Origin of the sequence: Paenibacillus sp. FSL M7-0896, from assembly GCF_037975415.1 — a bacterium.
GTDB lineage: Bacteria > Bacillota > Bacilli > Paenibacillales > Paenibacillaceae > Paenibacillus_AQ > Paenibacillus_AQ silagei.
Genome location: NZ_CP150250.1, coordinates 4,675,792 through 4,689,347, shown reverse-complemented (window position 1 = coordinate 4,689,347; position 13,556 = coordinate 4,675,792). Strand labels below are relative to the sequence as shown.

Annotated in this window: 10 protein-coding genes; all 10 read left to right on the top strand. The window is 49.9% G+C overall.

Annotated elements, in window-relative coordinates; genetic code table 11:
* The 10 genes from pgmB (at position 1) to adhE (ending at position 13,301) form a co-directional block, all read left to right on the top strand.
* Positions 1 to 630, top strand: a complete 630-nt coding sequence (gene pgmB, locus MKY12_RS20375) for a beta-phosphoglucomutase (protein WP_339314917.1) — start codon at positions 1 to 3, stop codon at positions 628 to 630.
* An 80-nt stretch (positions 631 to 710) separates the two neighbouring features.
* Entirely contained in the window at positions 711 to 1,511 is an 801-nt protein-coding gene (locus MKY12_RS20370; RefSeq protein ID WP_339314915.1) for an alpha/beta hydrolase, read from the top strand.
* A gap of 69 nt (positions 1,512 to 1,580) precedes the next feature.
* Positions 1,581 to 2,090 (top strand): GNAT family N-acetyltransferase, encoded by a 510-nt coding sequence (locus MKY12_RS20365; protein WP_339310511.1) that lies wholly within the window; start codon positions 1,581 to 1,583, stop codon positions 2,088 to 2,090.
* A 31-nt stretch (positions 2,091 to 2,121) separates the two neighbouring features.
* Positions 2,122 to 3,090 carry an alpha/beta hydrolase gene (locus tag MKY12_RS20360; protein ID WP_339310509.1) on the top strand — a complete coding sequence of 323 codons (969 nt, stop codon included), beginning with the start codon at positions 2,122 to 2,124 and terminating at the stop codon, positions 3,088 to 3,090.
* A gap of 183 nt (positions 3,091 to 3,273) precedes the next feature.
* A complete protein-coding gene (locus MKY12_RS20355) occupies positions 3,274 to 5,067 on the top strand; it encodes a histidine kinase (protein WP_339310508.1) in 1,794 nt (597 codons plus the stop codon).
* A gap of 13 nt (positions 5,068 to 5,080) precedes the next feature.
* A complete protein-coding gene (locus MKY12_RS20350; protein ID WP_339310506.1) occupies positions 5,081 to 6,409 on the top strand; it encodes a response regulator in 1,329 nt (442 codons plus the stop codon).
* A 214-nt stretch (positions 6,410 to 6,623) separates the two neighbouring features.
* Positions 6,624 to 7,451: a sugar ABC transporter permease gene (locus MKY12_RS20345; protein ID WP_155991687.1), complete on the top strand. Its 828-nt coding sequence runs from the start codon at positions 6,624 to 6,626 to the stop codon at positions 7,449 to 7,451.
* 1 nt (position 7,452) lies between these two features.
* Positions 7,453 to 8,325 carry a carbohydrate ABC transporter permease gene (locus tag MKY12_RS20340; protein WP_209871219.1) on the top strand — a complete coding sequence of 291 codons (873 nt, stop codon included), beginning with the start codon at positions 7,453 to 7,455 and terminating at the stop codon, positions 8,323 to 8,325.
* A gap of 132 nt (positions 8,326 to 8,457) precedes the next feature.
* Positions 8,458 to 9,927, top strand: a complete 1,470-nt coding sequence (locus MKY12_RS20335; protein ID WP_339310504.1) for an extracellular solute-binding protein — start codon at positions 8,458 to 8,460, stop codon at positions 9,925 to 9,927.
* 752 nt (positions 9,928 to 10,679) lie between these two features.
* Positions 10,680 to 13,301 (top strand): bifunctional acetaldehyde-CoA/alcohol dehydrogenase, encoded by a 2,622-nt coding sequence (gene adhE, locus MKY12_RS20330; protein WP_036731873.1) that lies wholly within the window; start codon positions 10,680 to 10,682, stop codon positions 13,299 to 13,301.
* Positions 13,302 to 13,556 lie beyond the last annotated feature (255 nt).

Below are 13,556 nucleotides of genomic sequence, written 5' to 3'. Positions count from 1 at the left end.
ATGCTGGAGCATATGAAGGGCGCTATCTTCGATCTGGATGGCGTGATTGTGGACACAGCGAAGTATCACTACCTGGCCTGGCGCTCGCTCGCCGGGGAGCTGGGCTTCCCGTTCACGGAACAGGACAATGAGCGGCTCAAGGGCGTCAGCCGGATGAGATCCCTGGATATTCTTCTTGAGATTGGCGGCCTTGAATACAGCGAAGCAGAGAAGCTGGCGATGTCGGAGAAGAAGAACCGACTCTATGTGGAATATATCTCCGGTCTGGATGAATCAGAGTTGCTGCCCGGAGTCAGAGCCTATTTGAATGCGCTCAGAGCACGCGGCGTGGGTATTGCCCTTGGCTCTGCGAGTAAGAATGCGGAATTCATACTGGATAAGCTGAATATTGCGGGGCTGTTCGACGTTGTTATTGACGGCAATAAGGTAGCCCGGGCCAAGCCGGACCCTGAGGTGTTCCAGTCTGCCTGCCGGGAGCTGGGGCTGCAGCCGCAGGACTGTGTGGTATTCGAGGATGCCGAGGCCGGAGTAGCCGCCGGCAAGGCGGCAGGAATGCAGGTGGTCGGCATCGGGAAGCCTGAAGTGCTGAAGGCAGCGGATCTGGTGATATCCGGATTGCATGAATTGTAAGGGCTTGATAGAATGGATCTTGAGGAACTTTTTTCCTCTATTATCTATTCTATTATAGAAGGAAAGCTTGAGGGATGATGATGGAAACGTTGTTGCTATGGCCTGAAGGTGCGCCTGGAGCGCTGGGAGCCAGTGAAGAGGATCAGCCTGCGATCACACCTTATTTAGTTGAAGGCAAAGGGAATGCCGCTGTTCTGGTCTGTCCGGGAGGCGGGTATGCGATGCGTGCCGACCATGAAGGCGGTCCGGTTGCGGAGTGGCTGAATACACTCGGAATCTCAGCATTCGTGCTGCGTTACCGTGTTGCGCCTTACCAATACCCAAGTGCGCTACTGGATGCGCAGCGGGCGCTGCGTACGATCCGCTTCCGCGCGGACGAATTCGGCATTGACCCGGCTCGGCTCGGCATTCTGGGCTTCTCGGCAGGCGGACATCTCGCTTCTACCGCAGGGGTATCTTATGATCTCGGTAATCCTGATCACCCGGAGCCATTGGAGCGGCTGTCCAGCCGTCCTGACCGCCTGATTCTATGCTACCCGGTCATCTCGATGACCGAAGGGGTCACACATCAAGGCTCGAAGGAGAATCTGCTGGGAGACATTCCTGATGCGGAGCTGTCGCTTAAGCTCAGCAGCGAGTTCCAGGTAACCCCGGACACGCCGCCAACGTTCCTCTGGCATACCTCTGATGATGATTATGTCCCGGTGGAGAACAGCCTGTTGTTCGCCGCAGGACTTAGCCGTCATAAGGTTCCATTCGATCTGCATATCTATGAGCATGGTGTACACGGTCTGGGCTTAGCCCCTGAAGAGCCGCACACCAAGACCTGGACGGATGCCTGTGCCTCGTGGCTGCAATTGAACGGGTATACCAGAACGTGAACTTCTGCTTCAATGTCCGTGTCCAAGGATAGGGTGATACGAGAGACTCAGGGAAGGCAGGTACATATTATGGAGCTTAGATTTTCACAAGTGAATACAGCGGAAGAAACTGCTGAGGTTGCCCGGTTGGCAGCAGAAATATGGCACGAACATTATGTTTCCATTATTACCGTCGCGCAGATTGATTACATGATTGAAAAGTTCCAATCGGTTCCCGCGATAACGGATCAAATCCATCATCAGGGCTACGAATATTACTTGATCCATAACGGCGAAGGCTCCACAGCCGGATATATGTCGGCCAGAGAAGAGGAAGGGAAGCTCTTTTTGAGCAAGTTTTATATCGGCAAGGAGTACAGGGGGCGCAGCTATGCCAGCCAAGCGTTGGCCTTCCTGGAGAAGCTGTGTCAGGACCGTAATCTGACTCATATCTGGCTGACAGTCAATCGTGATAACGAAACCAGTATTGCAGTATATAAGAAAAAAGGCTTCCGGACCCTACGGGGACAAATGGCGGATATCGGCAATGGATTTGTTATGGATGATTTTATAATGGAAAAAGAAATTCCTGTCCCCTAAGCGAGGAAGCGTGGAAAGAAACTACATATTCATGAACAAGGGTCCGGGTTCATCCTATAACCAATCGGTGACTTATTGGAAACAATATCAAAAATTTTTTTCTAAGGAAATGCAGATCGATGCGGAACATATGCCAACTGAGGAATGGATGATCTGGAAGGATGCCCATATTCATCTGGATCGTATGACGGTCCCGCAGGCGAAATTAAAGATCATATTCATTCATGGCGCTGGAGGCAATGGAAGATTGCTCGCTCCTTATGCGCGGATGCTGCAAACCTACGGTTACGAAGTAGTGTCACCGGATTTGCCGCCTTATGGTTTAAGCTACACCCATTCAGTGAACTCAGTGGATTATCAGCTGTGGATTGACATACTGGTTGAACTGATCGAACAGGAGCTGAGCCGGGACGGCAAGCCTGTTATTTTGCTGGGCTCCAGTATTGGAGGCATGTTAGCTTATCATACTGCTGTACAAAGTAAGCGGGTCAAAGGGTTAATAGCAACGACATTTGTAGATACGAGTGATTCGAAGGTTCGTGATCAGCTAGCTCCTAACAAACTCATTAGCCGGTTAGGCGGATGGTGTATGAATCAATTCCCTGCCCTAACAGATACCCTGCAGATCTCTGTGAATAAAGTATCCCGGATGAAATGGATCACGAACAACGCTGAACTGACCAGACTCATTATGAATGATCCTCATGCGGCAGGAACAAAAATCCCTTTACGCTTATTAAGAACCTTTCTAAATATGAAACCGGTCCTGAAACCTCAGCATTTTGACCTTTGTCCGGTATTACTTGTTCATCCTCAATTAGACCCTATGACTCCTTACCGCTTCAGCAGACCATTTTATGACCATCTTAAAAGCAGAAAAGAATCTGTGATTTTAGAGGGTGCAGGTCATTTTCCGATTGAACAACAGGGGCTGGAGCAGATGATTGCTGCTGTGCTTGCTTTTTTGAGAACAGTAGAGGAAGAATTACAGCTAGCATAAGCCGTCCGGCTCAATGTGCTCAGGATGAAGCACTATAAAACCAGTCCAACGCGGGATGTTCGTGTGAGGGCTGGTTTTTACTTGGGTAAGAAACTCCATACAAATGGACATAAAGAACTTTGAAATAAACCTGTGTAAGCGCTTATACGTTTGTTATATTATTAAAACTGGAGGTGAATCCAGATGTTGTCCATGCTTGTGAAACCCATTGTCAGGCTCAGTGTTAAGCAGCAGTTGATTCTGCTGTTCCTGATTATGATTACGCCTATTCTGATTCTGAACAGCTACGGCAACTACAAGGCAGAGGAGATTCTGAAGCACCATGTGACCAATGCCTATGTGGAGCTGAACAAGCAGAATTTCGCCATTATTAACAGAGACATCGATACAGTGAACAAAATAACGACCACCGTCATCCAGAATCCGGTCCTGCAGCAGCTCAATATGAGCGGGAATGATACGGTGCTGGAGCGTGTGGAACGTTATGAGACCATCGAGAAGCTGCTCGGCAGCTATTCGCAGGGAGCGGAGCGGGGGGACGGCATTTACTACTCGCTGTACGTATATGATCCAGATAACTACTACTTTTTCGCTCCCAATTTTCCGCAGGTGAAGAAGGCGGGGGTTTATTTTTTCTCCAAGGAGGAACGGCCGTACTGGTTCGAACAGGTGGTGCAGCAGAAAGGCCGCGGTACCCTGATGTTCACCGAGAAGCTGAGTCCGCAGGCCGAAGATCTGAAGACGCTTACGTATGTCAGGGCTGTCAATAATATTTACCGCGGGGAAGGAACGCTCGGCGTGCTGGTGGTGACCAAGATGGAATCAAAGATCGGTGAATCGCTAAGGTCCATCTCACTGCCGGACGGGGAAATCTATCTGACGGACATGAGCAACCGTGTGCTGGCCTCCACCACGAATTCAACCGGAGAGGTGATCGTTCTGCCGGACGGCTCGGAGGCGGGAGATCCGGAGGGAACCGAGGATATTATCACCGATGACTTCATCTATGTGGTGAACAACAATCATGCCTTTGAGCAAAAGCTGGTCTACAAGGTACCCGTCAAATCCCTGCTCCAGCAGCAAAACGAAATGAAACGCGTCATTCAATACATAACAGTGGCCTATGCGCTGTTCGGACTGATCATCATTACCTACTTCTGGCGTTCGCTGATGACCCCTTTGCAGAAGCTGGCTTTTTTTGTGCGCAAGTATGAGCCGGGCAACCGTGTGCCCGAGACTCCCCGCAGAGGAAGCAACGATGAGGTCAGTGTTCTAATTAACGCCACGTATGATATGGCCCGCAGGCTCAACAGCCTGATTATGTACAAATACCAGATGGAGCTGAAGCAGAAGGAATCGCAGCTGCAGCTGCTCTATCAGCAGATCAACCCGCATCTACTGTACAACACCCTGGAGAGTATATATTGGAAAAGCTCGCTCGAAGGCAACGTGGAATCCGCGGAAATGATCAAGGAATTATCCAAGCTGATGAAGATCAGCTTAAGCCGGGGCCGGGAGCTGATCACGCTCGAAGAGGAGCTTGAACATGCCGGTGCCTACATCAAGCTCCAGCAGCACCGGCATGATTATGTGTTCGCCGTTATCTGGAATATTGCTCCCGGGACCACCAGGAATCTGATTCCCAAGATCACCCTTCAGCCCCTGATCGAGAATGCCATTATCCACGGGGTTAAGCATATGGAAGAGGACGGTGAAATCATCATTACCTCTATGCTGGAGGATGGCCGGATTCGGATTACCATTGAGGATAACGGCTATAAGCAGGTCGATTATAAGGCTATCGAGCAGATTCTCAATGACGACAGCCTGAACCCGGTGAACGGCTACGGTATCCGCAATATCCATCAGCGTGTGCAACTGCACTTCGGCGGGGATTACGGGATCAGCTATGGACCGCGCGAGTGCGGAGGCACGATAGTAAGTGTGATCCTTCCGAAGTCAGAGACTATAGAGTAGAGGAGAGAATACGGTGTTCAATATACTGGTTGTTGATGATGAGCCGCTCATTTGCAAAGGACTGAGCAGTCTGCTGGCTGCTTCCGGGCTGGATATTGACCATATCTATACGGCAGGCAGCGGGTATGAGGCACTGGATTGTATCCGTATGGAGGAGATTGATCTACTTGTGACCGATATCCAGATGGGGGCTATGAGCGGGATCGAACTGATGCAGCATGCCAAAATGACCAGGCCCTGGATGCAGACGATCGTTATCTCTGCGCATGAGACCTTTCAGTATGCCCAGATGGCCGTCCGGCTGGGGGCGAGAGACTATCTGATCAAGCCGCTGAACAGTGAGCAGTTCCTGGATTCGGTACGCAGTGTCGTTCTGAAGATGAATAGACCGTCGCCGGAGCTGGCCACTTATATGGATGGGAATGCAGACCGCTTCCGCCTGGAGGAGCCGCTTCCCGAGTACAGCGAGCTGCTGAACAGTCTGCTTACGGAGACTGCGGCGGTGCTGGGGGCAGAGGAGAAGCGGCGCAAGCTGGATGAGCTGAGGCTGCAGGGGCCGTTTTTTGCGGTGATCAAAATCAAGCTTCCCCTGCCGCAAGACCGGCCGGAGCAGAGGTACACTACCCACGATCATAGCCTGCTGCGTTACGCTGCCTTGAATATTGCCAAGGAGCTGCTCGACCAGGAATGGAATTCTACCGCGTTCTATTCGCCGGACGGGGAGATTACCGTGTTGATTCAGTGGGATGAGCAGAGCTACGAGGAGCCATCCACCGGCCAGCTGAGCCGCCTGGAGGTGCTGGGCCGCAGCCTCCATTACAATATTAACCGCTATTTGCAGCTCCGGGCTGTCATCGGCATCAGCCAGATTCTGAAGGGGCTGAGCTTCATGGATGTGCTGAACCGGCAGGCCTCGAAGGCGATCCTCTGGAACAACGAGCATGCCGATCATTATGTGTTCTATTATGGGGATTTCAACTGGAACAACTATGCTGCTGATCCGTCACCCGAGGAGCTGCATACGCATAGCAATCTGATCGTGCAGAAGGCGAAGGAATACATTGACGGGAATTACGCCCAGAAGGGTCTGACGATCCATGAAGTAGCGAAGAAGAATCATGTCAGCCCTAATTACCTGAGCTATCTGTTCAAGAAGAATACAGGCTATAACCTCTGGGAATATGTCATTAAGCTGCGGATGGAGGACAGCCGGGAGATGATTCTGAACACCGATCTGCGCCGGTATGAGATTGCGGAGCGGGTGGGGTACGAGTCGCCGGAGCATTTTAGCAAAATTTTCAAAAAATACTTTGGGCTCAGCCCCAGCGAACTGAAGAAGTAAGAACGCTTACGATTGCCATAGATATAGACATGTTAAGTCTCTCCCTCATTTCCTACAATGAAGACAGGAGGCGCTTTCCCATAAAGTGCTGAAAGACGACAGGAATGAGGGAGCCGGAATGAATCAGTCTGCTGCGTTACATGATCACCTTCCAGCGGAGCTGGAGAGCAAGCCGTACAAGCAGAACCGCTGGAAAAAGAATTATTGGGGCGTGATGTTTCTTGTCCCCGCATTGATTATCTTCATTATGTTTATGTGGGTGCCTATCTTCAAAGGGTTCCTGTACAGCTTCTACACCGTTGATTTCGTCAAAGGGAATACCTTCGTCGGCCTGGACAATTATGCCAGGGCACTTACTGACCCCGATGTACTGATTGCTGTCAAAAACACCTTATACTATATGCTGCTCTGCCTGGTGATCGGCTTCTGGGTTCCGATTGCCTTTGCCATTGCCATCTCCGAGCTGCGGAAATTCGGCGGATTCGTGCGCGTTGCTGCGTATTTGCCATATGTCATGCCTGCTGTAGTCCTATACGGGCTGTGGCGTTGGCTGTATGATCCCGTTGGACCGATAAATGCGGTAATCGGCAGCACCGGAGCGGAGCAGATCGCCTTCCTGACCGATACCCGGTGGTCGATGATCTCGCTGGTCTTCATGGAGACCTGGCAGCAGTTCGGCTCGGGGATGCTGATCTATCTTGCTGCGGTGCTTAGTATTCCCCGGGACTGGTATGAAGCCGCCGAGATTGACGGAGCCGGAGTCTGGGCCCGTATCCGCCACATCACACTGCCTTCGCTGCGCAATCTGATTCTGCTGATGCTGATTCTTCAGGTGATTGCCACCTCTCAGGGCTACCAGTCACAGCTGGCCTTGCTGGACGGGGGGCCGAACAATGCTACCCTGACGTATGCGCTGCTTATTGTGAAGTATGCTTTTACCAGACTGGATTATGGTACGGCGACTGCGCTGGGGATGCTGATGTTTGTTGTTCTGGGCGGTTTGGGCATTCTTCAGTTCAAGCTTAACAAGGAGGACAACTAGGATGAAGAGCGCAGACAGAGGTATTCTCTCGGAGCATGACCTGAAAAAGACCAGCAACAGGGTGGTCTACGGAATTATGGTGCTGTTCATTGTCCTGATGATATTCAGCATGCTGTATCCCATCCTCATGACGATGTTCAACGGGCTAAAGTCGAATATCGAGGTCAATTCCTTTCCGCCGCATTTTTTTCCGCAGGAATGGCATTTCGGTAATCTGAAGGATGCGCTGGATTATATCGATCTGGCTATGTTTCTGCGGAACACCCTGTATATTTTTGCAGGGAATATGGTCGCCACGCTAATTGTACTGGGACTCGCGTCCTTCAGTATCTCACGGATGAATGTGCCTTACCGCAAGGCCTTCTATTTCTTCTTCCTGATGACACTGTTCATTCCGGCTACGAGCTATATGATTCCGAACTTTGTCAATCTGAAGGAGCTGGGCCTGCTCAATCAATATGCGGCCTTCTGGCTGCCGGCAGGCGCGAACACGTTCTTCTTCCTGCTGCTTAAGAATTTCTTCGACGGGATTCATCCTGAGATTCTGGAAGCCGCGCGGATGGACGGGGCCTCGGAGCCGAGAAGCTTCTTCACCATCGCGGTGCCGCTGTCGATTCCTATTTTTGCAACACTGGCGATCTTCATCTTCTCCACAGCCTGGAATGACTGGTTCTGGCCGTCGCTGGTCATGCACAGTGAGGAGAAGTATACGCTCGCTACCGCTATCTATAAGTACGTTATCAATGTAAAAGCGCTGAATACGAACATCAAATTCGCAATTCTGTTCATTGTCTCTCTGCCGCCGATCCTGGTATTCCTGGTCTTCCAGAAGTTCATTATGCGCGGAGTTTCATTGTCTGCGGTCAAAGGCTGAGCAGGAAGGATGAGGTCCGGTAGAGATCGTACTCCTGCACATGAAGGGAATATAAATACACCTCGTTTGTAAACGGTTTCTCTTTTAAGATGAATTTGTAAGCTCATTATGATATGGAAAAGGGGAGTTACCATGCGTAAAGTTTCCAGCGTATTCGCCTGTCTCCTGGTCACGGGGACCTTATTGTCTGCTTGCGGCGGCAATAATAACGGCAACAAGCCGGCGGCTGACGGGGGAGAAGCGACACCTGCACCAGCAGCGACCCAGGCGGCGGAAGAGTCAGCCACTCCGTCTGCAGCACCGGCTGACGATATCACCCAGAAAAAGGTGACAATCAAAATCCACTATCCTACGCCGGACCTGACCGAGGTGAGAGCGCAGGAGGATGACAAAATCAAGCGGTTCCAGGAAGTCTATCCGAACGTGGAGATCGTCAAGGACGACTGGCAGTATAATGTAAGCGAGATCGGGGTGAAGATGGCAGCGAATGAAGCGCCGACCTTCTTCAACACGTATGCCACCGAAGCTAAATTCCTGATTGAGAAGGGCTGGGTAGCCGACATCACCGATCTGTGGAATAACTATGAGTTCAAGGATCAGATCAATCCTGTGCTGCAGAACCAGTTCATCATTGACGGCAAGGTGTATGGGGTTACACAAAAGGGTTACGTCACTACAACAATGATCAACAAGAAGATGCTGGATGACAAAGGTGTAGCCGTACCTCCAATGGATTGGACCTGGGACGACATGCTGAACACAGCCAAAGGAGTGGCTGATCCCAAGAAAGGTATCTCCGGGATTGCCCCGATGGGCAAAGGCAACGAAGCCGGCTGGAACTGGACCAACTTCCTGTTCGAAGCAGGCGGGGAGATTCAGAAGATTGAGGGCGGAAAGGTGGTGGCCACCTTCAATTCCGAAGCTGGTGTTAAAGCGCTGGACTTCTATAAAAAGCTGAGATGGGAAGCCAAAGCGGTTCCCCAGGATTGGGCGCTCGGCTGGGGCGATGCTGTAGGTGCCTTCCAGCAGGGCCGTACCGCGATGGTAATGGCCGGCTCCGATGGCGTCATTGAACAGGCGCTCAATCAGGGAGGCTTCAAACCGGAGGATGTGCTGACCTATCCAATGCCTGCGGCTGAGAAGGGCGGCAAGCATACCGGTGTTCTCGGCGGCGACTATCTGGTCATCAACCCTAATGCCAGCAAGGATGAGCAGGAGATGGCCTTCCGTTATATTACCTTCGACTATTTCTCGGATAAAGGCCTGGATGCGCTCGATGCCATTCTGCAGCAGCGCAAGGCGGACGGCAAATACTTCATTCCGCCGCTTCTGGATTACTATGCTGCCGATTCCGACTTCGGCAAGAAGACCAAAGCAGTGTATGACAAATACTCTGATATTGTATATCAATACAATACAGATATTATGGCTCTGCTCGACGGCAAGCCTGAGGCGCAGTACAATACCCAGGACTACTATGCAACCATGTCCAATGTCATTCAGGAGCTGTTCGCCAAGGAAGGCACGGACTCGAAGGCCCAGCTTGATGCAGCAGCCGCAACCGTACAGAAGAAATTTTTCGATACCATTAAGGTGGAGTAGCCTGGGATGTCTCTTTCTAGACTTAGGGGAAGAGATGAATAAGGGGGGCAGCAGAGATGCTGTCTCTTTTTTTTCCTTTCAGGAAATTATGCCAATAACATTTTAAGAGGAATCCTGCCAAAAGTGCAACATTACTGCCCCAAAGAAGCGTTCTATGCTGAAATCCTGCACGAACTGCAACAAATTCAGCGCTAACGTGCTCTAAACACCGAAATTTGTGCAAATAATGCAACATTGTACTTGCAACCCGTAAAAGTTATAGAGAAATCCTGCAAAAACTGCAACATTACCATTACTGCTCCTTAAAAGCGGCGGGTGAGAGAGGCATTAGCATCGTTCACCCGCAGGGTAATTTACCGTCCTTTAAAAGGACGGCAAAGCCGTTTCCACTTGGCAGAGATTTATATTTATATTCACCGTCAGAGTGAGTCTGTAGAAGAGCGACGGATGAACCGAAGTGGAGGCTTGGCATTCATGAGCAAAATTCCCGAAGCCCAACCGGCATTGCAAGGCAAGATGGGCCATCAACGCTGCAGACTATCGTATTGCGTTCGCAGAATAGACAAATATTAATTAAATATTACATATAATGTGGAAAAAATACCGGTAAATGATCGAATGAAAGCGCTTTGAAAACAACTCAAAAAAAACTTTAAACTTTGTGAAAGATTTCACTATACAAGGTGAAAAGGATGTGCTAAGATAAATGTATAGAAAGAAACAACCTAAAAATTGACAGGAGGACGAGGGAGATGGCAGTTAAAAACGAAGTCGCCGCCCAAGTGAAACAAACCACCGCTGAAGAGTATATTCAGGTTTTGGTGGATAAAGCAAAGAAAGCCCACGAAGCGTTCATGGGCCTGGATCAAGAGCAGACAAACACAATCGTTCATGCAATGGCGCTGGCCGGACTCGACAAGCATATGTACCTGGCAAAACTGGCTGTTGAAGAAACAGGACGCGGAGTATACGAAGACAAAATTACAAAGAACATCTTCTCCACTGAATATATCTGGCACGGTATTAAGTACGACAAGACTGTAGGCGTTATTGAGGATAACGCTTATGACAGCTTCCAGAAGATTGCTGAACCAGTCGGAATCATTATGGGTATCACACCGGTAACCAATCCAACATCCACCACGATGTTTAAAGCTTTGATTTCCGCTAAGACACGTAACCCTATTATATTCGGTTTCCACCCGTCAGCGCAAGAGTGCAGTGCGGCAGCAGCCAAAATTCTGCATGATGCAGGCGTAGCAGCAGGCGCACCTGAGAACTTCATCCAATGGATTGAGCTTCCTACGATGGACAAAACAAACGCACTGATGAACAATCCGGATGTTGCACTGATTCTGGCAACCGGCGGATCGGCAATGGTCAAGGCAGCTTACAGCTGCGGCAAACCGGCACTCGGCGTAGGTCCTGGTAACGTGCCTGCCTTCATTGAGAAGAGTGCTGATATTGATCAGGCTGTAACAGACCTTATCCTGTCGAAGACTTTTGATAATGGTATGATCTGTGCTTCCGAGCAGGCAGTTATCATTGAAGAAGCCATCTTCGATCAAGTGAAAAAGAAAATGATTGCAAACGGCTGTTACTTTGTGAACAAAGAAGAAGCAGCTAAGCTGACCAGTGGCGCAATGAACGTAGAGAAATGCGCAGTTAACCCGGCTATCGTTGGCCAATCCGCTGTGAAGATCGCTGAAATGTGCGGCATTCAGGTTCCTGCCGGAACGAAGATCCTGGTAGCTGAGCTTGAAGGTGTAGGTACTAAATATCCATTGTCCGCTGAGAAGCTGAGCCCGGTTCTGGCTTGCTACAAAGTGAAGAATGCTGACCAGGGTATCGAACGCGCAGCTCAAATCGTTGAATTTGGCGGCATGGGCCACAGCTCGGCTATCCATTCCAACAACGAAGAAGTAATCATGAAGTTCTCCAACCGTCTGCAGACCGGACGTATTCTCGTCAACTCGCCATCGACTCACGGCGCAATCGGCGACATTTACAACACTAATATCCCTTCATTGACACTGGGCTGCGGATCTTACGGACGCAACTCGGTATCGCAGAACGTCACTGCAATCAATCTGATCAACGTGAAAAGGGTGAATCGTCGTACCGTGAATATGCAATGGTTTAAAGTACCTGACAAGATTTACTTCGAAAAGGGAGCCACTCAGTACCTGGCCAAAATGCCTGATATCACACGCGTTGCTATCATCACTGACCCTGTAATGGTTAAACTGGGATATGTTGAAAGAGTTGAGCACTATCTGCGTCAGCGCCAGACTCCTGTAGCGATCGAAGTGTTCTCGGAAGTTGAACCGGATCCATCGACTACTACTGTAGAAAAAGGTACAGCTATGATGAACAGATTCCAGCCGGACTGCATCATCGCACTCGGCGGTGGTTCCCCAATGGATGCTGCCAAGGGCATGTGGCTGTTCTACGAACATCCGGATGCAGACTTCAACGGCCTGAAACAGAAGTTCATGGATATCCGCAAACGGGTATACAAATTCCCTAAGCTCGGCAACAAAGCGAAATTCGTTGCCATTCCAACCACTTCGGGTACAGGTTCTGAAGTAACATCGTTCGCAGTTATCACAGACAAGACAACAGGCAATAATACCAAGTATCCGCTCGCTGACTATGAGCTGACTCCAGACGTAGCAATTATTGACCCTGAGTTTGTCTACAGCTTGCCTAAGACTGCAGTTGCCGATACAGGAATGGACGTATTGACACATGCTATCGAAGCTTATGTATCTGTAATGGCCAGTGACTATACCGATGGTCTGGCAATCAAAGCCATCCAACTGGTGTTCCAGTGGCTGGAGAAATCCGCACTGCAAGGTGACAAGCTGGCCCGTGAGAAAATGCACAATGCTTCGACGCTTGCCGGTATGGCCTTTGCCAACGCATTCCTGGGGATTAACCACAGCTTGGCACACAAATGGGGCGGACAGTATCACACCGCACACGGCCGTACCAATGCGATCCTGATGCCGCATGTTATCCGTTACAATGCCAAGAAACCTACGAAGTTCGCTTCGTTCCCTAAATATTCGCACTTTGTAGCTGACGAACGGTACGCAGAAATCGCCCGTATTCTGGGATTGCCTGCACGCACTACCGAAGAAGGCGTAACGAGCCTGATCAATGCAATCCGCGACATGAACAAAAAACTTGGTATCGAAGAATCCTTCTCGGCTCTTGGTTTCGATCCTAAGGACTTCGAATCCCGTGTTGACTATCTGGCTGACCGTGCATTTGAAGACCAATGTACTACTGCCAATCCTAAAATGCCGCTGGTATCCGAGCTTGCTGATGTATACCGCAACGCATTCTACGGCAAATTCGATAACTAATTAACGGTTGCCTGGCAAAGAATAAGGTTAAAGGTTAATATGGGACTGGATGGAAGTGACAAATATCACCGAAAGAGTGATATTTGTCACAGTCCTTTTTCAGAAAATAAACTAAAATGTTTATATAGACAACGATCCCCGTTATGAAGATGTGATTGTGAATTTTATAACAACTATTAGCCTCGGGATCACGAGACACGGGATTAACCTTCAAGCCCGCGATCTCTACAAATATAATAAATATAAATGGAGGGA